The sequence below is a fragment of the Streptomyces sp. CB02009 genome (assembly GCF_001905825.1).
GTDB lineage: Bacteria > Actinomycetota > Actinomycetes > Streptomycetales > Streptomycetaceae > Streptomyces.
This window is the reverse complement of record NZ_LIVV01000006.1, coordinates 437,152-459,572: the sequence shown is the minus strand read 5'-3', so window position 1 is coordinate 459,572 and position 22,421 is coordinate 437,152. Positions and strand designations below refer to the sequence as shown.

Annotated in this window: 16 protein-coding genes; 4 read left to right on the top strand and 12 right to left on the bottom strand. The window is 73.0% G+C overall.

Features of this window, described 5'->3' with window-relative positions; all coding sequences use genetic code 11:
* The first annotated feature begins 50 nt into the window (after nucleotides 1-50).
* From AMK27_RS25830 to AMK27_RS43775, 3 genes are all read left to right on the top strand, one after another.
* Nucleotides 51-1,073, top strand: a complete 1,023-nt coding sequence (locus tag AMK27_RS25830; RefSeq protein ID WP_073912713.1) for an aldo/keto reductase — start codon at nucleotides 51-53, stop codon at nucleotides 1,071-1,073.
* A gap of 114 nt (nucleotides 1,074-1,187) precedes the next feature.
* Complete coding sequence (locus AMK27_RS25825; protein ID WP_073912711.1) at nucleotides 1,188-2,330, top strand: PQQ-dependent sugar dehydrogenase; 1,143 nt, start codon at nucleotides 1,188-1,190, stop codon at nucleotides 2,328-2,330.
* An 8-nt stretch (nucleotides 2,331-2,338) separates the two neighbouring features.
* Complete coding sequence (locus AMK27_RS43775) at nucleotides 2,339-2,695, top strand: DUF6191 domain-containing protein (RefSeq protein WP_143204883.1); 357 nt, start codon at nucleotides 2,339-2,341, stop codon at nucleotides 2,693-2,695.
* On the opposite strand, the gene AMK27_RS25820 is transcribed toward AMK27_RS43775, so the two are convergent.
* From AMK27_RS25820 to AMK27_RS25795, 6 genes are all read right to left on the bottom strand, one after another.
* Nucleotides 2,579-5,635: a helix-turn-helix transcriptional regulator gene (locus tag AMK27_RS25820; RefSeq protein WP_073912708.1), complete on the bottom strand. Its 3,057-nt coding sequence runs from the start codon at nucleotides 5,633-5,635 to the stop codon at nucleotides 2,579-2,581. The genes AMK27_RS43775 and AMK27_RS25820 overlap by 117 nt on opposite strands.
* Before the next feature lie 7 nt (nucleotides 5,636-5,642).
* On the bottom strand, nucleotides 5,643-5,840 hold the full coding sequence (locus AMK27_RS25815; protein WP_073912705.1) for a hypothetical protein: 198 nt from the start codon (nucleotides 5,838-5,840) through the stop codon (nucleotides 5,643-5,645).
* 170 nt (nucleotides 5,841-6,010) lie between these two features.
* Nucleotides 6,011-6,622, bottom strand: a complete 612-nt coding sequence (locus tag AMK27_RS25810; RefSeq protein WP_073912702.1) for a hypothetical protein — start codon at nucleotides 6,620-6,622, stop codon at nucleotides 6,011-6,013.
* 48 nt (nucleotides 6,623-6,670) lie between these two features.
* Complete coding sequence (locus tag AMK27_RS25805) at nucleotides 6,671-7,228, bottom strand: GNAT family N-acetyltransferase (RefSeq protein WP_073912699.1); 558 nt, start codon at nucleotides 7,226-7,228, stop codon at nucleotides 6,671-6,673.
* A complete protein-coding gene (locus AMK27_RS25800) occupies nucleotides 7,206-9,473 on the bottom strand; it encodes an MMPL family transporter (protein ID WP_073912696.1) in 2,268 nt (755 codons plus the stop codon). The genes AMK27_RS25805 and AMK27_RS25800 overlap by 23 nt, the downstream gene beginning before the upstream one ends.
* A 203-nt stretch (nucleotides 9,474-9,676) precedes the next feature.
* Nucleotides 9,677-11,785 carry a phosphocholine-specific phospholipase C gene (locus tag AMK27_RS25795; RefSeq protein ID WP_073912693.1) on the bottom strand — a complete coding sequence of 703 codons (2,109 nt, stop codon included), beginning with the start codon at nucleotides 11,783-11,785 and terminating at the stop codon, nucleotides 9,677-9,679.
* Between the two features lie 239 nt (nucleotides 11,786-12,024).
* Between AMK27_RS25795 and AMK27_RS42760 the strand changes: the two genes are divergently transcribed.
* Entirely contained in the window at nucleotides 12,025-14,013 is a 1,989-nt protein-coding gene (locus AMK27_RS42760; RefSeq protein ID WP_079188598.1) for a protein kinase domain-containing protein, read from the top strand.
* 69 nt (nucleotides 14,014-14,082) lie between these two features.
* Here the strand turns inward: AMK27_RS42760 and gatB are convergent, their stop codons facing one another.
* The 6 genes from gatB to ligA form a co-directional block, all read right to left on the bottom strand.
* Nucleotides 14,083-15,594 carry an Asp-tRNA(Asn)/Glu-tRNA(Gln) amidotransferase subunit GatB gene (gene gatB, locus AMK27_RS25780; protein ID WP_073912690.1) on the bottom strand — a complete coding sequence of 504 codons (1,512 nt, stop codon included), beginning with the start codon at nucleotides 15,592-15,594 and terminating at the stop codon, nucleotides 14,083-14,085.
* Between the two features lie 16 nt (nucleotides 15,595-15,610).
* The gene (locus tag AMK27_RS25775) at nucleotides 15,611-15,844 is read right to left on the bottom strand and encodes a hypothetical protein (protein ID WP_073912687.1); all 234 of its coding nucleotides are present in this window, start codon (nucleotides 15,842-15,844) and stop codon (nucleotides 15,611-15,613) included.
* Between the two features lie 5 nt (nucleotides 15,845-15,849).
* Nucleotides 15,850-17,346, bottom strand: a complete 1,497-nt coding sequence (gene gatA / locus AMK27_RS25770; RefSeq protein ID WP_073912684.1) for an Asp-tRNA(Asn)/Glu-tRNA(Gln) amidotransferase subunit GatA — start codon at nucleotides 17,344-17,346, stop codon at nucleotides 15,850-15,852.
* A 5-nt stretch (nucleotides 17,347-17,351) separates the two neighbouring features.
* Nucleotides 17,352-17,648 (bottom strand): Asp-tRNA(Asn)/Glu-tRNA(Gln) amidotransferase subunit GatC, encoded by a 297-nt coding sequence (gene gatC, locus AMK27_RS25765; RefSeq protein ID WP_015036350.1) that lies wholly within the window; start codon nucleotides 17,646-17,648, stop codon nucleotides 17,352-17,354.
* A 106-nt stretch (nucleotides 17,649-17,754) separates the two neighbouring features.
* The gene (locus tag AMK27_RS25760; RefSeq protein ID WP_073912681.1) at nucleotides 17,755-19,869 is read right to left on the bottom strand and encodes a putative bifunctional diguanylate cyclase/phosphodiesterase; all 2,115 of its coding nucleotides are present in this window, start codon (nucleotides 19,867-19,869) and stop codon (nucleotides 17,755-17,757) included.
* 363 nt (nucleotides 19,870-20,232) lie between these two features.
* A complete protein-coding gene (ligA, locus tag AMK27_RS25755; protein WP_073912678.1) occupies nucleotides 20,233-22,413 on the bottom strand; it encodes an NAD-dependent DNA ligase LigA in 2,181 nt (726 codons plus the stop codon).
* Nucleotides 22,414-22,421: the final 8 nt, after the last annotated feature.

Sequence of the window (22,421 nt, the reverse complement as noted above, 5' to 3'; positions counted from 1 at the left end):
CGCGCGTCATTGGTTACTTTGGGGGACGGCACAGGGAGGGGTACCGGCAGGTGGAGCGCAGGACTATCGGGGCGACGGCGCTCGACGTGGGTGCGATCGGCCTGGGGTGCATGCCGATGAACTGGGCGTACAGCCGTTCGGAACAGCGGGGTGACCGCTCGCTGCGGACCGTGCACGCGGCGCTCGACGCCGGGGTGAGCCTGCTCGACACCGCCGACATGTACGGGCCGTTCACCAACGAGCTGCTGGTGGGGCGGGCGTTGAAGGAACGGCGGACCGACGCGTTCGTCTCGACGAAGTGCGGACTGCTCGTCGGCGACGGCGGCGATCGCCGGCACGTGGTCGCCGACGGCAGGCCGGGGTACGTCCGCCGGGCCTGCGACGCCTCGCTGCGACGGCTCCAGACCGATGTGATCGACCTCTACCAGCTGCACCGGGCGGACCCCGAGGTACCGGTCGAGGAGACCTGGGGGGCGATGGCCGAGCTGGTCTCCGCGGGCAAGGTGCGGGCGCTCGGGCTCTGCGCGGTCGGCAGCCGCTCGGCCCGGCGGGGCGCGACCGGTGTGAGCCGTGACGGCTATGAGGGAACGATCCGCCAACTGGAGCGGTTCCAGCAGGTGTTCCCGGTGGCGGCGGTGCAGGCCGAGCTGTCGGTGTGGTCCCAGGAGGCGCTGGTGCGGCTGCTGCCGTGGTGCGTGGCGCGGGGCGTCGGCTTCCTGGCGGCGATGCCTCTGGGTAACGGGTTCCTGACCGGGACGCTGACGCCGGGCGGCGGCTTCGAGCCGGACGACCCGCGGGCCCGGCACCCCCGGTTCACCGCGGAGATGATGGCGGCGAACCAGCCGCTGGTGGCGGGTCTGCGGCGGGTGGCGGCCCGGCACGGGGCGGAGGTCACCCCGGCGCAGGTGGCGCTCGCCTGGGTGCTCGGCCGGGGACGGCACGTCGTGCCGGTGCCGGGGGCGAAGCGGGAGTGCTGGGCCGTGGAGAACGCCGGGGCGGCCGGGCTGAGGCTGACGGCGGCGGACCTGGCGGAGATCGCGGCCCTTCCGGCGGCCCGGGGGTCCTGGGACTGAGGGCCTCGGCGGCGCGTCGGCCACGGGTTGTCGCGGCGGTCGGGAACCTGATCGCGCCGGGCGGTGTATCAAGGGTGAAGGGATGCCGCTCGACTCGTCGAAGGGGACCGTGCCATGAGCCGTCCTGCAGTTGTGAAGGCCCTGTGGGGCGCCGCCGTGCTGGTCCTGGTGGCGGGCTGCTCCTCGGGAGGTACGGAGGACCGGCCGGGTACGGCTCCGCCGACATCGGCCTCGGCCTCGGCTGGCTCCCCGGCGAGCCCGTCCGGGTCCGCCACCGCTCCGGCCGACGGGCGGGCGGCGGTGACGGGCACGCTCACCGAGGGGCTGAAGTCGCCCTGGGGGCTGGCCGAGCTGCCCGGCGGGGACCTGCTGGTCTCCTCGCGGGACGAGCGGACGATCACCAAGGTCGACGGGCGGACCGGGGCGAAGACCTCGCTCGGCGAGGTGCCGGGGGTGGTGCCGGGCGGTGAGGGCGGGCTGATGGGCCTCGCCGTGCGGGACGGCTGGGTGTACGCGTATCTGACCGCCGAGTCGGACAACCGCATCGTGCGCATGCGGTACGGCGGCGCGGAGGGCGACCGGCTCGGCGTGCCGCAGCCGGTGCTGACCGGCATCCCGAAGGGGGTCGTGCACAACGGCGGACGGATCGCGTTCGGGCCGGACCGGATGCTGTACGCGGGGACGGGCGAGACGGGCCGGACCGGTCTGGCCCAGGACCGGGAGTCGCTCGGCGGGAAGATCCTCCGGATGACACCGGAGGGCAGGCCCGCGCCCGGCAACCCCTTCCCCGGGTCGGTGGTCTATTCGTACGGGCACCGCAATGTGCAGGGCATCGCCTGGGACGACGAGGGTCGCCTGTGGGCGGCCGAGTTCGGGCAGAACACCTGGGACGAGCTGAATCTGGTGGAGCCCGGGAAGAACTACGGCTGGCCGGAGGCGGAGGGGCGGGCCGGGAAGGCCGGGTTCGTGGACCCGGTGGCCCAGTGGCCGACCTCGGAGGCCTCCCCCAGCGGGATCGCGTACGCCAGGGGCGCGATCTGGATGGCCGGACTCAGAGGCGAGCGGCTGTGGCGGGTCCCGCTCGCCGGGGCGGAACGCTCGGGGGACCCCCAGGCGTTCCTCTCGGAGGAGTACGGACGCCTGCGCACGGTCCTCGCGGGGGGCGGCGGGCGGCTCTGGCTGGTGACCAGCGAAACCGACGGCCGGGGCACGCCCGGGCCCGGGGACGACAGGATTCTCCGGCTGGAGGTGAGCTGAAGGAGCTGGTGACCGTGTTCGACCCGCTGGCGGAGCTGTTCGCGCCCGGCCGCAGGCACACCGAGGAGGAGCTCCGCAGGCAGGCGCTGACCAGGGAGGACCCGGGTGACGCCGACCCGTCGCGGGGGCCCATAGACCTCACGTCGGGCCGCGTGACGATACGGGCCCCCCGCCGTCCGACGGCGGGGGAGGCGGCGACGGGCGACGGGACGGCCGGCGACGCGGCGGAGGGCGGCGGGCCCGGTGGGTCAGAGGGGCGTGTCGAGGAGGTGGAGGCGGTGGGCCAGGGCGGCGGCCTCGCCCCGGCCGGCGACGCCGAGCTTGGCGAGGATGTTGGAGACGTGGACGCTGGCCGTCTTGGGTGAGATGAAGAGTTCCTCGGCGATCTGGCGGTTGGTGCGGCCGGCCGCGACGAGACGCAGGACGTCCTGCTCGCGGGGGGTGAGGCCGAAGGTGTCGTCCCCCGGCTCGGCGGGGGCCGGGACCTGCTTCTCCTCGGTCAGGGAGAGGCGGGCGCGGGCGGCGAGGAGCTCCACGTCCTCGCGGAGCGGGCCGGCGCCGAGGCGGACGGCCGTGGCGTGGGCCTGCCGGAGCAGCGCCGTGGCCTCCTCCCGGCGGCCGCCCTCGACGAGCAGGGCGTCGGCGTGGCGGTGGTGGGCGCGGGCCAGCTGGTAGGGGCGTTCGAGCGGTGCGTAGGCGGCGGCGACCTCGGCCCAGCGGGCGGCGGTCTCGCGGCCCTCGGCGCGGGCGATCTCCTCGGAGACCTGCCGGGAGTAGGCCTTCCAGACCGGGGCCGGGGTGGCGAGGGCGCGGACGCTGCGGCGGACGACGGCGAGCGCCTCGGCGCGGCCCTCGTCGGCGGCGGGCAGTCCCCGGCTGTCGGCCTCGGCGGTGACGGCGGTGAGGAGGAGGGGCCAGCCGTAACGGTGGGTGCTGGGCGGGAAGCCGGCCTGTTCGGCGGCGGCCAGCTGGGTCCTGACGTCCTCGATGCGTCCCTCGGCGGCGGCCACGGCGATCTCGACCTGGGCCATGGGCAGGACGTACTGCGGGATCGTGTCGCGGCTGCCGTAGGCGGCGCGGGCGTCGGCGAGGTGGCGGCGCGCCGCGTCGAGTTCGCCGCGGGCGACGGCGAGCTGGGCGAGGCGGAGGGAGGCCGAGCCGCGGGGCTTGCTGCTGGTGGCCGACCGGAGCAGCCGGGTGGCGATCTCTCCGATCTCGCCCCAGCTGCCGAGCGAGAAGAGGGACTCGGCCCGGTTGGACTCCACCCAGCCGACGCTGTCGACGAGGCCGTAGGCGCGGGCGACGCGGATGCCGGTGTCGGCCACTTCGACGGCCTCCGCCGAGCGGCCGAGGGACTCCAGGGCGGAGGAGATGTTGATGTGGGCGCGGACGGTCTCGGTGAACTGGCCGAGGGCCGAGGTGCGTTCGCGTACCGCGTGCATCTCCCTGAGGCCGGCCTCGACGTCGCCGGCCGCGGTCATGAGGGTGCCGAGGGTGAGCCGGGCGTTGAGTTCGATCGACTCGGCGTTGACGAGCCGGGCGTACTCGACGGCGCGTTCGGCGGCGGCGAGGGCGTCGGGCCCGGGGTTGCGGAGCATGCCCCAGCCGGCGGCGCCGACCAGGACCACGGCGTGGACGGCGGACGGCGGGAGGCCCTTGACGAGTTCCTGGGCGCGGGCGATCTCCTCCCAGCCGTCGCCCCGGCCGAGGTTGGACTGGAGGCGGGCCCGCTCGGTCCAGAACCAGGCGGCGCGCAGGGGGTCGCCCGACTCCGCGTCGCCGAGGAGGCGCAGCGCCGTCTTGCAGATCTTCAGGGCGCGTTCGCGGTCGCCGCTGAGGCGGGCGGCGATCGCGGCCTCGGCGAGGAGGTCGAGGTAGCTGAGCGCGGCGCTCTCGGGGTCGCAGCCGCAGGCCGGGTAGGCCTCGGCGTAGTCCATCGGCCGGAGCGAGCCGCGGATCTCGGCGGGGGCCTCGTCCCAGAGCTCCATGGCCCGTTCGAGGAGGCGGAGTTGTTCGGCGTAGGCGTGGCGCTTGCGGGTCGCGACGGAGGCGCTGAGGACGGCGGGCAGGGCCTTGGCCGGGTCGTGCGCGTGGTACCAGTAGGTGGCCAGCCGGTTGGCGCGCTCGTCGGCCCTGACGAGGCCGGGGTCGGCCTCCAGGGCTTCGGCGTAGCGCCGGTTGAGGCGCGAGCGTTCACCGGGCAGGAGGTCGTCGCTGACGGCCTCGCGGACCAGGGAGTGGCGGAAGCGGTAGCCGTCGCCGTCGGGGACGGCGAGCAGGAGGTTGGCGCCGACGGCGGCCCGCAGGGCCTCGATGAGTTCGTCCTCGGTGAGCCGGGCGACGGCGGCGAGCAGTCCGTACTCGACGGTGGAGCCGCCCTCGGCGACGATCCTGGCGATCCGCTGGGCGTCCTCGGGGAGCGTCTCGACCCGGACGAGCAGGAGGTCGCGCAGGGAGTCGCTGAGCTGGCCCGCGGCGCAGCCGGCCTCGTGGGAGACGATGAGTTCCTCGACGAAGAAGGCGTTGCCGTCGGAGCGTTCGAAGACCTCCTCGACGAGGCCGGGCTCGGGTTCGGCGGCGAGGATGCCGGTGAGCTGGCGGTGCACCTCGGTGCGGGTGAAGCGGGCGAGTTCGATGCGGCGGATGGTGCGGAGCCGGTCGAGTTCGGCGAGGAGAGGGCGCAGCGGGTGGCGGCGGTGGATGTCGTCGGCGCGGTAGCTGGCGACGACCACGATGCGGCCGCGGCGCAGGGTGCGCAGGAGGTAGGTGAGGAGGTGCCGGGTGGAGGCGTCGGCCCAGTGCAGGTCCTCCAGGACGAGCACGATCGTGCGGTCGGCGGCGAGCCGCTCCAGCATGCGTACGGTCAGCTCGAAGAGGCGGGCGGTGGAGTCCTCGTCCGAGGACTCGTGGCCGCCGGGCTCGCCCAGTTCGGGGAGCAGCCGGGCGAGTTCCGCCTGCTGGCCGTCGGCCGCCGCGGCGAGTTCCTCGGGGAGGCGTCGGCGGAGCGAGCGCAGTGCGGTGGCGAAGGGGGCGAAGGGCAGGCCGTCGGCGCCGAGCTCGACGCAGCCGCCGAGCGCGACGACGGCGCCCCGTGCGCAGGCCGTGTCGAGGAACTCCTCGATGAGCCGGGTCTTGCCGACCCCCGCCTCGCCGCCGATGAGCAGGGCCTGGGGCTCCCCCGCGGTCGCGCGGGAGAGCGCCTCGGTGAGGGCGGTGAGTTCGCCGGCGCGGCCGACGAACACGGGGCTGACTGACCTGGTCTCCACGGCGCCGAGCATCGCACAGCCGTCCATGCCCTCGCTCATACGGGGGTCACGCGGCCCGGACGAAGCGACCGCGTCCCCCGTCACTCACCCGCCCCTCCGGGTCCTTGTCGCCGCTCCGGCGGCCGAGGCGGCGCAGGCCCCGGGTGGAGCCGACCGTCTCGGCGGCCTCGTGGGACAGTCGCTGGGCGGCGGCCTCACGGACGAGCTGGGCGTGGTTCATGCGGTGGAGTTCGTACTCGAACATCGGGTGCTCCCTGGTCTTCTCGGTTTCGGTATCGCTCCTTGCGATGCCTCTACTGTCGTTTCCCAGGGGGTGCGGCCACATCGGGCGTGTGCCGCATGTTCGGGGTACGGGGGTCCTTAGGCGGGTCCCGGGGGTCCTTAGGTGTCGCCCCGGGCCGCCTTAGGCAGGGGTCAGGATCCGGCGGTCGGCAGGCTCAGGAACAGGTCGAAGTACGTACCGACCGACAGGAGCAGCCCCAGGCCGCCGAGCACGGCGCCGGCGACGGCGACCGAGCGGACCCAGGCGGGGCGTCCCGGGAGGACGAGCACGAGGACGGCGACGAGCAGGGCGATCAGCGCGAAGACGCCGTTGACCAGGGCGGTGCTGTGCCAGGCGTCGCCGTAGATCTCGGAGATCTGCTGGGCCGGGGTGCCGGATCCGGAGGTCTTGATCTGGCCGAGGAGGGTCTCGCGCTCGGAGACGACCTTGCCGGTCCAGGTGCCGGTCAGGGCGACGGCGCCGAGAGCGGCGGAGACCACGGCCGCGGCGGCGCCGCCGATGCCGGCGGAGGAGGGGGCCGCCGCCTCGGCGAGCAGCTCGTCGTCCTCGTCGCCGTCCTCGGCCTCATCGGCGTCGGCGTCGGTCAGCGCAGCGGTGGGCTCGGTGTCCCGCTCCGCGTCCTGCTTCGCGTCCTGCTTGTCGAGCGCGATCGCGGCCTTCTCCTCGACGGGTGCGGCCGCCTCCGCGGTCGCGGCGGCGTCCGCGGTCTCGCCGGTCTTCTCTGTCGTCGTCTTCGTGTCCATGCGCGGCACGCTAGGCGCCCCGTATGAGAACCGTATGAGGAAAGCGGTTCAGGAGGCCTTGGCCGCGCGCCACTCCGGCGCGAGGACGGCCCAGACCTCGGTGTCGGCGCGGACGCCGCGGTGCGGGTAGTTCTCCCGCAGCACGCCTTCGAGGGTCATGCCCAGGCGGCGGGCGACGGCGATGCTCGGCCCGTTCTTCGCGGAGGCGTGCCATTCGACGCGGTGGATGCCGCGCTCCTCGAAGGCCCAGTCGATGATGACCCGGCAGGCGCGGGTGATCAGGCCCTTCCCCGCCGCGGAGGGCTCCAGCCAGCAGCCCGCCTCGGCGGTGCCGTACGTGGCGTCGAAGGTCCGGAAGAGGACGCCGCCGACGAGTGTGCCGTCGGTCCAGATGCCGTAGATGCGTCCGGTGTCGTTCGCGGCCTTCTCGGCGTACGAGCCGAGGAAGGAGCGGGCGGAGCCGAGGTCCTTCACGACGTCGGCGAGGACGATGTGCTCGCCGATGAACGCGCGTCCGCGGTCCATGTGGGCGAGGAACTCCTCGGCGTGCGAGGGCTCCAGGGGCCTCAGCTCGGCGCCGTCGTCACCCAGCGGTATCGCGAACATCGTCGTTCCTCTCCTCCGCGGCCGGAGCCGCGGGCGCCGTCACTGCCGTCACGTCCGTCACACGTTGAGCCGGTATTTTCCCACGCGTGTCGGCGGCCTCGCGGCACTCGGGCGTTTCGATGCTGATCCGGGGCAGGAGGCGGTCGAGCCACTGGGGGAGCCACCAGTTCGCCCCACCGAGCATGTGCATCAGGGCGGGGACGAGGAGCGTCCGCAGGACGAAGGCGTCGAGGGCGACGGCCGCCGCGAGCGCGATGCCGAACATCGCGATGACCCGGTCGCCGGAGAGGACGAAGGCGAGGAAGACCGCGATCATGATGACGGCGGCGGAGTTGATGACGCGGCTGGTCTCGGCGAGACCGACCCGGACCGCCCGCCGGTTGTCGCCGGTCTCCAGCCACTCCTCGTACATCCGGCTGACCAGGAAGACCTGGTAGTCCATGGACAGGCCGAAGAGCACCGAGACCATGATCACCGGCAGGAACGGCTCGATCGGTCCGGCGCTGCCGAGGCCGAGGAGCTCGCTCCCCCAGCCCCACTGGAAGATCGCCACGACGACGCCGAAGGCGCCGGCGACGGCGGCGACGTTCATCGCTGCGGCCTTGAGCGGGATGCCGAGGGAGCGGAAGGCGAGCAGGAGCAGCAGACAGCCGAGCGCGATGACCACACCGACGAAGAGCGGCAGCTTGCCGATGATGATCTCGGCGAAGTCGTCGTACGAGGCGGTGACGCCGCCCACGTGCACATCGAGCGAGGTGCCGCTCTCGGCCGCGGGGAGGACGTCCGTGCGGAGCCGGTCGACGAGCTCGCTGGTGGCCTTGGACTGGGGCGAGGAGTCGGGGACGACGGTGAGGACGGCGGTGTCGCCGGAGCTGTTGTACGTGACCGGGGAGACCGAGGCGACGCCCTTGGTGGCGGACAGGGCGGCCGGCAGCTGGTCGAGGGCGACCCGGTCGTCGGCGCCGTCGAGCCCGGCGACCAGGGTGAGGGGGCCGTTCACTCCCGGGCCGAAGCCGTCGGCGATCAGGTCGTACGCCTGCCGCGTGGTCGCGGTGGCCGGGCCGTTGCCCTGGTCGGAGGTGCCCAGGTGGAGCGAGAGGGTGGGCAGCGCGAGGACGCCCATGACGACGGCGGCGACGATCCCGAGGAGCTTGGGGTGCCGCTCGACGAAGGCGGACCAGCGGGCGGCGAAGCCGGTGGGCAGCTCGGGCTGCGGCCCGTGCTCGGCGAGCGTCCGGCGTTCGCGCCGGGACAGCGCCCGCATGCCGATGAGGGAGAGCAGCGCGGGCAGCAGGGTGACGGAGGCCGCCACCGTGAGGACGACGGTGAGGGAGGCGGCGATGGCGACGCCGTTGAGGAAGCTGAGCCGCAGGATCAGCATGCCGAGGAGGGCGATGCAGACGGTGGCGCCGGCGAAGACCACGGCGCGGCCGGTGGTGGCGACCGCGGTCTCGGCCGCCTCGGCGACGGAGAGCCCGCGTTTCAGGCCTCTGCGGTGCCGGGTGACGATGAAGAGGGCGTAGTCGATGCCGACGCCTAGCCCGACGAGCATGCCGAGCATGGGGGCGAAGTCGGCGACGGTCATCAGATGGCCGAGGAGCACGATCCCGGAGTAGGCGATGCCGACGCTGACGAGCGCGGTCGCGATGGGGAGCGCGGAGGCGGCGAGGGAGCCGAAGGCGAGGAAGAGGACGACGGCCGCGACGGCGACGCCGACGACTTCGGCGATGTGCCCGCCGGGGGCCTCGGTGAGGGCGACGGCGCTGCCGCCGAGTTCGACCGCGAGGCCGTCGTCCGCGGCGGCCTTCGCGGTGTCGACGAGGGCCCGGGCCTGCGCCTCGGGGATGTCGTCGGCCTGCTCGTGGAAGGTGACGGTGGCGTAGGCGGTGTGCCCGTCCTCGCTGATCTGGCCCTGGGTGTCGCCGTACGGGGAGGTCACGGCGGCGATGCCGGGGAGCTCGGCGACCTTGTCGAGCATCGCGGTCGTGCGGCGCTCGACGGCGTCGGCGCGGACGCTGCCCTTGTCGGTGTGCCAGACGATGGTGTCGCTGTCACCGCCGAGGCCGTGGAAGCCACGCTCCAGGAGGGCGGTGGCACGGCCGGACTCGGTGCCGGGGACCTCGTAGTCGTTGGAGTACGCGCTGCCGGCGACGACGGCCGCGGTGCCGACCCCGCCGAGAGCGACGAGCCACAGCAGGACGGCGACGAGGCGGTGCTTGATGCACCACCGTGCGATGGCTGCCAAAGGACGTGCTCCCTGGGTGGTTCGAGGATCTTCAGCGGGAACAGCCCGAAAAAGAACGCTTGACCTACGTGCGCCCACTGTGGCAGCCAAACGTGATCGTTTGCCCGTTTCGTGTCGATGCTCACAGAGCTGCCCGGAAGGCCGGTTCGGAGGTCCCCGACCTCGGTCCCGGCCCTCCGGGCACAACGGCTCACCGCGGGTGTTCAGCCGGAGACGCTGGCGCGGCCGTTCTCGATGTGGCCCATGAGCCGGCGGCGGAAGCCACCGGGGGCGGTCACCTCGATGTCGTACCAGCCGTGCGCGTCGGCGGCCGAGTGCACGACGGTACGGGTCCTCCCGGGCTTCACGGTGACGGTGCGGGTCCAGTCCCCGCGCCCGGCCGAGTCCTCGGGATCCGCGTAGCCCAGCGGCCGCACCGTGAAGGAGACGGGCGCCGAGCCCGTGTTCCGTACGGTGAGGTGCAGGTCGCGGTCGTGGTGATCGATCCGGGAGGCGAGTTCGGCGCCGCCGGTCGCGGGCCCCTCGAACTCGCGGCGGAAGCCGTTGGGGCCGGTGATCGTGAAGCGGTAATGATCACCCGGAACGGGGACGGACCACTCCCCCGTGCCCCTGACGTCCTTGTGCTGCGGGACGGCGAACTCACCCGCGTACGGGTAGAGGGCGAAGTGCGCGCTCGCCTTCCCGCGGTTGCCGAGCGCGACCTTCACCGTCCCGGCGTGGAGGGTCGCCTCGGCGTCCGGCTGGTACGGCAGCGGGCGGGCGCGGCGGACGCCGGGCTCCTGGACGGGCATCCGCTGGACGGCCGGGGGCTGCGGCCGCCAGCGGCCGCTGAAGGGCGGGATCGGGCCCGGCTGCTCGACATCGGGCTGCCGGCGGCCCCGCTGGAAGTCGAAGGCGGAGGTGAGGTCGCCGGTGACGGTCCGGCGCCAGGGGGTGATGTTCGGCTCCCGGACGCCGGTCAGCTTCTCCAGGAAGCGGATCACCGAGGTGTGGTCGAAGGTCTCGGAGCAGACGTAGCCGCCGACCGACCAGGGGGAGACGACGAGCAGCGGGACGCGGATGCCGAGGCCGGTGGGCTGGCCCTTCCAGCGCTCTGCGTCGCCTGAGGGGTCGTCGCCGGACGGGACCGGCGGCGGCACGTGGTCGAAGAAGCCGTCGTTCTCGTCGTAGTTGATCAGGACGACGGTGTGGCGCCAGACGTCCGGGTGCGCGCCGAGGGCGTCGAGCACCTTGTAGACGAGGGTCGCGGAGGCGATCGGGGAGGAGGAGCCGGGGTGCTCGGAGTCGATCGCGGACGGCACGAGGTAGGAGACCTCGGGGAGGGTGCCGGCGGCGACGTCGGCACGGAAGGCGTCGGCGAGGGTGCCGCTCTCGACGCGGCGCAGTCCGCGCTCGAAGAGGGAGCGCTCGGCCTCGGTGAGGGTGGCCACGCCCTCCTCCAGGAGACCGAGGAGACGGGCGCGCTCGGCGGCGTCGTCGGTGTCGCGGACGGCGGCGTAGAAGGACTCCATGAAGGTGTGCCCGCCGGTTCCGGCGAGCGCCTTGCGGGCGATCTTCTTGAAGCCGGTGAAGAACTCGATGTTGTTGTCGGTGAAGTTCTCCCACTCGGTGTACGTCTTCCAGCTGCGCCCGGCGGCTTCGAGCCGCTCGGCGTAGGTGGGCCAGCCGTAGCCGGGGTGGGTGCCCTCGGCGTACGCGGCGTTGGTGACGGCGCGGCTGCCGTCGGCCTCGAAGCCGGTCCAGCCGGACCAGAGGTGATTGCGGTTGGGGCTCGTCGAGGTGTGGATGGACGAGTGGTAGGCGTCGCAGACGGTGAAGGTGTCGGCGAGCTCGTAGTGCAGGGGGATGTCCTGCCGGTCGTAGTACGCCATGGTCGCGGCGGTCTTGGCCGAGACCCAGCCGTCCATCCAGCCGTCGCGCCAGGCCTTGGCGCCGCCGCCCCAGGAGTGGTCGAGGTCCCCGATGTACTGGAGGTCCTTCCGCTGCGTCTCGGCGGCGCCTCGGATCGGGAAGGGCAGCACGGTCCGGCCGAGCGCGGCGGGCTGCTCGAACACGGGCCTGCCGGAGGGCAGCTCGACGGCGTTGCGGTCGGAGAAGCCGCGGACGCCGCGGAGGGTGCCGAAGTAGTGGTCGAAGGACCGGTTCTCCTGCATCAGGATCACCACGTGGCGCACCGCCGCCATGCCGCCGGCCGGCGGCTCCGCGGCCATCGCGGCCTGCAGCGACGGCGGCAGCAGCGAGCCGGCCGCGGCGACACCGAGGGCGCCTCCGCCCAGTGCGAGGAGCCTTCTGCGGGACATCTCGGATGACAAGACCGACCTCCAGTCGACGTCCAATGGTTCGCCGTCGAGCCATTGGGTGGTACGCCGGGGACGGTAGTGAGACCGGATGACGGAGAGAAGACCCGACGGGGGCGCGGTGGTGAACGTCCAAGAGCCCGTGACGGGAGTCCAAGCGGCCTCCCCCGGCGCTCCGGCCCCCTCCGCGTTGACCGCGGACCCATCGGAGCGGCAAGCTGACTTTCTGTCAATCACTGTGCCCTGGGGGAAATTTGAGCAGCACGGCACACCACATCGGGCCCGACTCCGCACCTGACCGGTACCGGTTGCTGCGGTCCATCGGGAGGGGCGGCGAGGCCGTGCTCTACCTCGCCGAGATCGAGCTGGCCGGCGGCACCGAGCCCGTCGTCGTGAAGATCCTCGACGCGAAGACCACCCTCACGCCCGAGGTCTTCGAGCGCATCAGCCAGAAGTGGAACGAGCAGGCGGAGCTGCTGCGCTTCGTCCACCGGCCGGGAGTCGTCGGGGTACGGGAGCACTTCCAGGGGCCGCCGATCCACCGGCCCGGCGAGTCCGGGACGATCAGCGGCCGGGCCCTGGCCCTGGTCATGAACCATGTCGAGGGCCTCGACCTCCGCGACTGGCGTGCCGAGCGGACCCTGGCCACGGCCGCCGAGCGGCGCGAGGTGATGCGGACGCTCGAACAGCTCGCCGACGTCCTCGACTGGCTGCACTCCGGCAAGGCCACGCCGTCCGGGCGCACCGTCGTCCACGGCGACCTGTCCCCGGGCAACGTGATGGTCGACGAGCACGGGCAGGCGACCCTCGTCGACTTCGGCCTCAGCAAGCTGACCGCCGACCACCAGACGGCCGAGGTGTGGTTCACCCCCGGCTACGCGGCGCCCGAGGTCTTCGAGGGCAAGCGGACCCCGGGCACGGACCGCTACGCCTTCGGCGCCATCGCCTACTTCCTCCTCAGCGGCCAGTCCCCGCCGACCGCCCCCGAGCAGCTGGTCGCCGCGCTCGGCGCGCTGCCGCAGGTCGCGGGGCTGCCGGCCGAGCAGCGCGACCGGGTGCTGAGCCTCGCCTCGGCCGACCCGGCCCGACGGCCGCTCTCCCTGTCCGCCTGGGTCAAGGACGTACGGCACGGGGTGGTGTCGACGACGACCTCCCGGCCCGCCACGGTCGCCGACGCGGTCCCGCCCGCCGCGCCGCCGCGGAAGCCGTCGGCGCCGCCCCTGCCGACGGCACCCCCGCCGCCCGCCGCCGCGCCCGCGGCCGCCGCGCAGCCCCCGGTCGCCCCGCAGCCCTCGGTCGCCCCGCCCGGCTTCGGGCCGGCGGTGACCCCGCCGGCGGCGGCACCGCAGCCGGTCGCCCCGCCGCCCGTCGCGGCCGCGCAGCCCCCCGCACCGCAGCCCGCCGCACCGCAGTCCGTCCTGCCGCAGCCCTCCGCCGAACCGCCCACCGTCGCCACGCCCGGCTTCGGGCCGCCGGCGCCTCCCCCGGCGTCCGCGGCGGCGGAGACGGCCCCGCCCCGGGCGCCCGAACCGCGCCGCCGCCGCAAGGGCCCGCTCATCGGGGCCGTGGCCGGGGTCCTGGTCGTCGCCGTCCTCGCGGTGATCGGCGTCCAGCTGCTCGGCGACAAGGAGGACAAGGGCAGCGACGGCAAGGGCGGCACCACCGTCACGACGAGCGCCTCCCCCGCGTCCGATCCCACGACCGAGTCCCCGACGGACGAGCCGACCGAGGAGCCGACCGACGAGCCGACGCCCTCGGAGGAGCCCTCGACCGGCACCCCCGGCGAGGAGACCTCCGACCCGGCCGCGTCGGAGAGCCCGACGGGCGACCCCGGATCCGTGCCGGACAGCAAGGAGGCCGACCTGACCGGCCTCGCGCCGATCGACGGCCTCGGCGGATTCTCGGTGACCTCCGCCGCCACCCTCAACGCCCGGGACTACGGCTCCGCCTTCACGGCCGGGTGCTCCAACGAGTCGTACATGGAGTTCAACCTCGGACGGAAGTGGAAGAGCCTGGAGTTCACCGCGGGCATCGACGACGACTCCCCGACCGAGGAGGCCCGGATCACCATCTCGGTGGACGACCGGACCGCCTCCTTCTCCCAGACGGTCCAGCTCGGCAAGCCGGTCGTCAAGAGCATCCCGATCACCGGGGCCCTGCGGCTGCGCATCCGCGTCGAGGACACGTGCAGCTACTCCCAGGACGCGTACGTGATCATCGCCGCCCCGCTCCTCAAGCGGTAGCCGCACACGAAGCGGCCCCGCACCGGAACTCCGGTGCGGGGCCGCTCGCATGTCCCTACGAGAAGGGGATCAGCCCTCGCTGACGCCCAGCTTCTCCAGGATCAGGTCCTTCACGCGCGCCGCGTCCGCCTGGCCGCGGGTGGCCTTCATGACCGCGCCGACCAGGGCGCCGACCGCGGCGACCTTGCCGCCGCGGATCTTGTCGGCGATGGCCGCGTTCGCCGCGATGGCCTCCTCGACCGCCGTGCCGAGCGCGCCGTCGTCGGAGACGACCTTCAGACCGCGCTTCTCGACGACCTCGTCCGGGGTGCCCTCGCCCGCGAGAACGCCCTCGATGACCTGGCGGGCCAGCTTGTCGTTCAGGTCGCCGGCCGCGACCAGGGCCGAGACCCGGGCCACGTCCGCCGGCGTGATCGCCAGCTCCTCGAGGGAGACGCCCTGCTCGTTGGCGTTGCGGGCGAGCTCGCCCATCCACCACTTGCGGGCCGAGGCCGCGTCCGCGCCCGCCTCGATCGTGGCGACGATCGAGTCGACCGCGCCCGCGTTGAGGATGGACTGCATGTCCAGCTCGGACACGCCCCACTCCTCGCGCAGCCGGTTGCGGCGCACCCGGGGCAGCTCGGGCAGCGTGCCCCGCAGCTCCTCGACCCAGGCACGGGCCGGGGCGACGGGGACGAGGTCGGGCTCCGGGAAGTACCGGTAGTCCTCGGCGTTGTCCTTGATGCGGCCGGAGGTGGTGGAGCCGTCGTCCTCGTGGAAGTGACGGGTCTCCTGCACGATCGTGCCGCCGGAGGACAGCACCGCGGCGTGGCGCTGGATCTCGAAGCGGGCCGCGCGCTCCACCGAACGGAGCGAGTTGACGTTCTTCGTCTCCGAGCGGGTGCCGAACTTCTGGGTGCCGTGCGGGCGCAGCGACAGGTTCACGTCGCAGCGCATCTGGCCCTTGTCCATGCGCGCCTCGGACACGTCGAGCGCGCGGATGAGCTCGCGCAGCTCGGCGACGTACGCCTTGGCGACCTCGGGGGCCCGCTCGCCCGCGCCCTCGATCGGCTTGGTGACGATCTCGATGAGCGGGATGCCGGCCCGGTTGTAGTCGAGCAGCGAGTGGGACGCGCCGTGGATACGGCCGGTGGCGCCGCCGACGTGCAGCGACTTGCCGGTGTCCTCCTCCATGTGGGCGCGCTCGATCTCCACGCGGAAGACCTCGCCGTCCTCCAGCTGGACGTCCAGGTAGCCGTTGAAGGCGATCGGCTCGTCGTACTGCGAGGTCTGGAAGTTCTTCGGCATGTCCGGATAGAAGTAGTTCTTCCGGGCGAAGCGGCACCACTCGGCGATCTCGCAGTGCAGCGCGAGGCCGATCTTGATGGCGGACTCGACGCCGATCGCGTTGACGACGGGCAGCGAGCCCGGCAGACCCAGGCAGGTCGGGCAGGTCTGCGCGTTCGGCTCGGCGCCCAGCTCGGTCGAGCAGCCGCAGAACATCTTCGTCTTGGTGCCGAGCTCGACATGGACCTCCAGGCCCATGACGGGGTCGTACTCGGCGAGCGCCGCTTCGTACGACAGCAGTTCAGTGACAGTCACGGTGAGACTTTCCCTCTCAGCCCAGCAGGACGTCGTCGTCGCCCAGGCGCTTGAGCTCCCGGTAGAGGATCGCCAGGCCGGTAACGATGGCGGCGGCGGACACGGCGGAGTCGATCAGCCGCAGCATGTCGTTGTCGCTGCGGGCCATCCTGGCCTGCTTCGCGACGCTGATGGCACCGAACGCGGTGGTCGCGAGCGAGACGTAGACGCCGGTCTTGGACTTCTTGAAGTTCTTGGCCTTCTTTGCCATGGCACTCACAGCGACGGAGCCTCCTCGAGCAGCGGGTGCCCCCACTTTTCCACGAAGGCGGCCTCGACGGCGGCTCCGACCTTGTACAGCCGGTCGTCCTTCATGGCGGGAGCGATGATCTGCAGGCCGACCGGCAGACCGTCCTCGGGCGCCAGGCCGCAGGGCAGCGACATGGCGGCGTTGCCGGCCAGGTTGGTCGGGATGGTGCACAGGTCCGCGAGGTACATCGCCATCGGGTCGTCGGCGCGCTCGCCGATCGGGAAGGCGGTGGTGGGGGTCGTCGGGGAGACGATCACGTCCACCTCCTCGAAGGCCTTCTCGAACTCGCGGGTGATCAGGGTCCGGACCTTCTGGGCCGAGCCGTAGTACGCGTCGTAGTAGCCGGAGCTCAGCGCGTACGTACCGAGGATGATGCGGCGCTTGACCTCGTCGCCGAAGCCGGCCTCACGGGTGAGGGCGGTGACGTCCTCGGCGGACCGCGTGCCGTCGTCGCCGACCCGGAGGCCGTAGCGCATGGCGTCGAAGCGGGCCAGGTTGGAGGAGCACTCCGACGGCGCGATCAGGTAGTACGCCGAAAGGGCGAGGTCGAAGGTCGGGCAGTCCAGCTCGACGATCTCGGCGCCCAGCGTCTTCAGCAGCTCGACGGACTCGTCGAAGCGCTGCACGACACCGGCCTGGTAGCCCTCGCCGCGGAACTGCTTGACGACGCCGACGCGCATGCCGGCGACCGAGCCGTTGCGCGCGGCCTCGACGACCGGCGGGACCGGGGCGTCGATGGAGGTCGAGTCGAGCGGGTCGTGCCCGGCGATCGCCTCGTGCAGGAGGGCCGCGTCCAGGACCGTGCGGGCGCAGGGGCCGCCCTGGTCGAGGGAGGACGAGAAGGCCACCATGCCGTAGCGGGAGACGCCGCCGTAGGTCGGCTTGACGCCGACGGTGCCGGTGACGGCGGCGGGCTGGCGGATCGAGCCGCCGGTGTCCGTGCCGATGGCGAGGGGCGCCTGGTACGCGGCGAGGGCGGCGGACGAGCCGCCGCCGGAGCCGCCGGGGATCCGGGTCAGGTCCCAGGGGTTGCCGGTCGGGCCGTACGCGCTGTTCTCGGTGGAGGACCCCATGGCGAACTCGTCCATGTTGGTCTTGCCGAGGATGACGACGTCGGCGGCCTTCAGGTTCTTGACCAGGGTCGCGTCGTACGGCGGGATCCAGCCCTCGAGCATCTTCGAGCCCACGGTCGTCGGCATGCCGGCGGTGGTGAAGATGTCCTTGAGCGCGAGCGGCACACCGGCGAGCGGGCCGAGCTTCTCGCCGCGGGCGCGCTTCTCGTCGACGGCACGGGCCTGGGCGAGCGCGCCCTCACGGTCGACGTGCAGGAAGGCGTGGACCTTCTCGTCGACGGCCTCGATGCGGGCGAGGTGCGCCTCGGTGACCTCGACGGCGGTCAGCTCGCCGGCGGCGATCTTCCCGGCGATCTCGGCCGCGGTGAGCTTGATGATGTTGTCCGTCATGACTGTTAGTCCTCCCCCAGGATCTGCGGCACCTTGAAACGCTGCTGCTCCTGGGCCGGGGCGCCGGAGAGCGCCTGCTCGGGGGTGAGCGACGGACGGACCTCGTCCGCGCGCATGACATTGGTCAGCGGCAGCGGGTGGGAGGTCGGCGGTACGTCTTGGTCGGCGACCTCGGAGACGCGGGCGACCGCGCCGATGATGTCGTCGAGCTGGCCGGCGAAGTGATCGAGTTCTTCGCCCTTCAGCTCCAGACGCGCCAGCCGTGCGAGGTGGGCGACCTCCTCGCGCGTGATGCCAGGCATGCGGATCCTCACGGGGTGAGCTTGATGGTGTGGGCCCATCCTATGGGGCCGGTGCCGCTGCCCGTGAAACGGTTTGCCCGGGGTCGTCTCCCGGGGTGCGCACGGCCTACGGAACGACCTGGCCCGAGGGGTGGTCCACGTCGAGTCCGGCGGCGATGTCGGCGGGTCGGCGCCAGCCGTGCTCGCCCCGGGCGAGCAGCCAGGCGGTGGCCTCGCCGGGCGGCATCGCGGCGGCGACGAGCCAGCCCTGGACGGCGTCGCAGCCCAGGTCGCGCAGGCGCTCCCAGGTCTCGTCGTCCTCGACGCCCTCGGCGACGACGAGCAGGCCGAGGGAGTGGGCGAGGTCGACGGTGCAGCGGACGATCTCGGCGTCCTCGGTGTCCACGGCGAGCCGGGCGACGAAGGAGCGGTCGATCTTCAGTTCGCTGACGGGGAGCCGGCGCAGATGGACGAGGGAGGAGTAGCCGGTGCCGAAGTCGTCGAGGGACATCTTGACGCCGTGGCCGGTGAGGCCGTTGAGGGTGTCGGCGGCGCGCTGGGGGTCCTCCAGGAGGACGTGCTCCGTTATCTCCAGCTGGAGCGCGCCGGCCGGTACGCCGTGGCGGGCGAGCCGGGCGGCGACGGCACCGGCGAAGCCGGGGGTGTGCACGTCGCGGGGCGAGACGTTGACGGCGACCGGGACGTTGAGGCCCTGGGCGCGCCAGCGGGCGACCTGGGCGAGGGCGGTCTCCAGGACGTACTCGGTGAGGTGCGGCATCAGGCCGGAGGACTCGGCGATGGCGATGAACTCGTCCGGCGGGACCTTGCCGCGCTCGGGGTGGACCCAGCGGACGAGGGCTTCGAGTCCGGCGACCTGGCCGTCGAACTGGACCTTGGGCTGGTAGTGGAGTTCGACCTCGCCGGCGTCGAGCGCGCGGCGCAGGTCGCCGAGGAGGCCGAGCCGGTCGGGGGTGTTGGAGTCGCGCTTGGACTCGTAGACCTCGACTCCGGTGCGGTCGCGCTTGGCCTGGTACATGGCGACGTCGGCGCGGCGCAGCAGGCCTTCGGCGTCGAGGGCGTGGTCGGGGAAGACGGCGACGCCCGCGCTGGCCTCCAGGACGAGGGTGAGTCCGTCGAGGTCGAGCGGGGAGGAGAGTTCGGCGACGAGGTGGCGGGCGACCCGCTGGGCGCTGGTGGTGGAGTCGGCGGTGGGCAGCAGGACGGCGAACTCGTCGCCGCCGAGCCGGGCGGCCTCGGCGCCGCGGGGCAGGGCGAGGCGGAGCCGGTCGGCGATCTGGAGGAGCAGCCGGTCGCCCGCGAGGTGTCCGAGGGTGTCGTTCACCGATCGGAAGCGGTCGAGGTCGATCAGGACGAGGGCGGCGCGGGCCCCTTCGCCTTCGGCCTCCTCCAGGGCGGTCCAGGCCCGTTCGAGGAGCCACTGGCGGTTGGGGAGTCCGGTCAGCGGGTCCCGCAGCTGCTCCTCGGCGCGGGCGCGGGCGATCCACAGGGTGGAGTCGAGGGCGATGAGGGGGACGGCGAAGAGCGGCAGCAGGACGGGCCGGGTGGCGGCGACGACGCAGATCAGCGGGGCGATGCCGAGCAGGGCGACGGCGACGAGGCCCTGTCTCAGGAGCGCGGTGCGGGCGACGGTGGGCAGTCCGCGGGTCGGCGGGGCGAGCGTGTACCACAGCAGGAGCCGGGTCACCGCGAGGTAGGTGGCGGCGGCGAGGACGACTTCCGGGAGGTCCCCGATCGTCCAGTCGAGGGGCTGCCAGGGCCGTTCGACGGTGGGGACGTCGCCGAAGAGGGCGAGGACGAGGGCGGCGGCGCCGACCCCGAGGACGTCGGCGGCGCCGTGCAGCAGGCCCTGTCGCCAGCGGTGCCGGCGGGCGGCGCCGACCAGGGTGACGACGGTCATCGAGACGAGTCCGGCCGGCACCCAGCCGTAGAGCAGGAGGACGGCGAGGGTGAGGGCGGCGCCGGAACCGGTGCCGCCCCACCAGCGGTCGCGGCCGAGGGCGACCAGGTGCCCGACGATGAGGCCGGTGAGGACCGCGAGGGACCAGCCGGTGACCCCGCCGGGGAAGAGGCCGCTGCCGGCGCTCAGGCCCTGCTGGAGCCCGACGACGAGTACGACGGCGGCGATGCCCACCACGGCTGCGGGCAGCCGGGAGGTGAAACCCGGGGACACCACACGGCCGTGCGGCCGTGGGACCGGGGCGGCGCTCTCGGTCGGTTCCATTCCCGTCCCTCTCACAGGCGGCGGTGCCGTCGGTGTGCGATGGGCCGCGGTCAGGCGGCCGTCCGTCGTCCGGCCGTCCGTCGAGCGTCGGACGACCGAGGGCGCTGCCGGTCGTCCGTCGTGCCACGGGGCCGTCGTCCTGACGCCACGACCGGCAGAGCCCTCGCGCGGTTGTGGCAGGACTGTGCGCACGGTCACCACATTAGGCCGCCGAGGGCGTCGACGGGCAGCGCTCTCCCTCTCTTGCCCGAATGCGACCAGGCCACCCGTAACGATCTGGTATGCGCCGAACGGGTGACCGTCGCACGGCCGTCGGGGAGTGCGCGGGAGGGGGCGGAAGGGGTGCGAGAGGTCCGCGGGGGACTACTCCGCGACGGGGACGGCGGCCTCCCGAGCGGCGTCCGGCCCCTGTTCGAGCAGGATCGCGAAGCCCTCCTCGTCCAGAACCGGAACCTTCAGCTGCATCGCCTTGTCGTACTTCGAACCAGGGTTTTCGCCCACGACGACGAAGGCGGTCTTCTTCGAAACGGAACCGGTCACCTTCGCACCGAGGCTCTGGAGGGACTCTTTTGCGCCATCCCTGGTGAACTTCTCCAGCGTGCCGGTCACCACGACCGTGAGGCCCTCCAGCGGACGCGGGCCGACGTCCTCCCCGGCCCCTTCGTCCTCCAGAGTGACCCCGGCCGCGCGCCACTTGCGCACGATCTCGCGGTGCCACTCCTCGGAGAACCACTGCTTCACCGCGGTCGCGATGATCCCGCCGACCCCGTCGACGGCCGCGAGCTCCTCCTCGCTCGCCTGCTCGATCCGCTCCAGCGAGCGGAACTCACGGGCCAGCGCCTCGGCCGCGACCGGCCCCACGTGCCGGATCGACAGCCCGTTGATGAAGCGGGCCAGCGGGCGGGTCTTGGCCGCCGCGATGTGCTCCAGCATCGCCAGGGCGTTCTTCTTCGGCTCGCCCTTCTGGTTGGCGAAGACCGTGACGATCTTCTCCTCGCCGGTCTTCGGGTCCCGCCGGGGCAGACCGCTGTCCGGGTCGAGGACGTACGCCTTGATCGGCAGCAGCTGCTCGATCGTCAGGTCGAACAGGTCGCCCTCGTCCACCAGCGGCGGCTCGGCCGGCTCCAGGGGGCGGGTGAGCGCCGCCGCGGCCACCGCGCCGAAGTTCTCGATGTCCAGGCACTGGCGCCCGGCCAGGAAGTAGACCCGCTCGCGCAGCTGCGCCGGGCAGGTCCGGGCGTTCGGGCAGCGGAGGTCGATGTCGCCCTCCTTCATCGGCTTCAGCGCCGTCCCGCACTCGGGGCACTCGGCGGGCATCACGAACTCCCGCTCGCTGCCGTCCCGCAGGTCGGCGACCGGCCCGAGGATCTCCGGGATGACGTCGCCGGCCTTGCGCAGCACGACGGTGTCGCCGATCAGCACGCCCTTGGCCTTCACGACCTCCTGGTTGTGCAGGGTCGCGAACTCGACCTCGGAACCGGCCACGGTCACCGGCTCCACCTGTGCGTACGGGGTGACCCGGCCGGTCCTGCCGACGCCGACCTTGATGTCGATCAGCTTGGTGTTGACCTCCTCCGGCGCGTACTTCCAGGCGATGGCCCAGCGCGGGGCGCGCGCGGTGGAGCCGAGCCGGCCCTGGAGCGGGATCTCGTCGAGCTTGACGACGACCCCGTCGATCTCGTGCTCCACGGAGTGGCGGTTCTCCCCGAAGTACGCGATGAACTCCCGTACCTCGGCGAGCGAGCCGACCACCTTGTTGTGCCGGGCGGTGGGCAGGCCCCACTCGCTCAGCAGCTCGTACGCGTGGGAGAGGCAGTCGATGTCGAAGCCCTCGCGGGCGCCGATGCCGTGGACGACCATGTGGAGCGGCCGGGAGGCGGTGACCTTGGGGTCCTTCTGGCGGAGCGAACCCGCCGCCGCGTTCCTCGGGTTGGCGAAGGGCTTGTCGCCGGCCTCCACCAGGCGGGCGTTGAGCCCCTCGAAGGCCTCCATCGGGAAGTAGACCTCGCCGCGGATCTCCACGAGGTCCGGGATCCGGTCCCCGCGCAGCCGCTCCGGGATGTCGGCGATCGTCCGCACGTTGGGCGTGATGTCCTCGCCGGTGCGGCCGTCGCCGCGGGTGGCGGCCCGGGTCAGCCTCCCGTGCTCGTACGTGAGGTTGACCGCGAGGCCGTCGACCTTGAGCTCGCACAGGTAGTGGAAGTCGGGGGTGCCGACGTCCCGCGCGACCCGCTCGGCCCAGGTGGCCAGCTCCTCGTCGTCGAAGGCGTTGTCGAGGGAGAGCATCCGCTCGCGGTGCTCGACGGAGGTGAACTCGGTCTCGTACTGCCCGGCGACCTTCTGCGTCGGCGAGTCCGGCGTCCGCAGCTCCGGGTACTCCTCCTCCAGCGCCTCCAGGGCGCGCAGGAGCGTGTCGAAGTCGCCGTCGCTGATGACCGGCTGGTCCTTCACGTAGTACCGGAAGCGGTGCTCCTCGACCTGCTCGGCCAGGTCGGCGTGCTTCTCCCGTGCCTCGGCGGGCAGGGCCCCCTGTTCGACTGCCACCTTCGTCC

Excerpts from the sequence above, each read along its gene's own strand:
- AMK27_RS25815 (WP_073912705.1), bottom strand. The coding sequence starts at position 5,840 with ATGTTCGAGTACGAACTCCACCGCATGAACCACGCCCAGCTCGTCCGT.
- gatA (WP_073912684.1), bottom strand. The coding sequence starts at position 17,346 with ATGACGGACAACATCATCAAGCTCACCGCGGCCGAGATCGCCGGGAAG.
- AMK27_RS25760 (WP_073912681.1), bottom strand. The coding sequence starts at position 19,869 with ATGGAACCGACCGAGAGCGCCGCCCCGGTCCCACGGCCGCACGGCCGT.
- AMK27_RS25805 (WP_073912699.1), bottom strand. The coding sequence starts at position 7,228 with ATGTTCGCGATACCGCTGGGTGACGACGGCGCCGAGCTGAGGCCCCTG.
- AMK27_RS25810 (WP_073912702.1), bottom strand. The coding sequence starts at position 6,622 with ATGGACACGAAGACGACGACAGAGAAGACCGGCGAGACCGCGGACGCC.
- gatC (WP_015036350.1), bottom strand. The coding sequence starts at position 17,648 with ATGCCTGGCATCACGCGCGAGGAGGTCGCCCACCTCGCACGGCTGGCG.
- AMK27_RS25825 (WP_073912711.1), top strand. The coding sequence starts at position 1,188 with ATGAGCCGTCCTGCAGTTGTGAAGGCCCTGTGGGGCGCCGCCGTGCTG.
- AMK27_RS25775 (WP_073912687.1), bottom strand. The coding sequence starts at position 15,844 with ATGGCAAAGAAGGCCAAGAACTTCAAGAAGTCCAAGACCGGCGTCTAC.
- AMK27_RS25820 (WP_073912708.1), bottom strand. The coding sequence starts at position 5,635 with ATGAGCGAGGGCATGGACGGCTGTGCGATGCTCGGCGCCGTGGAGACC.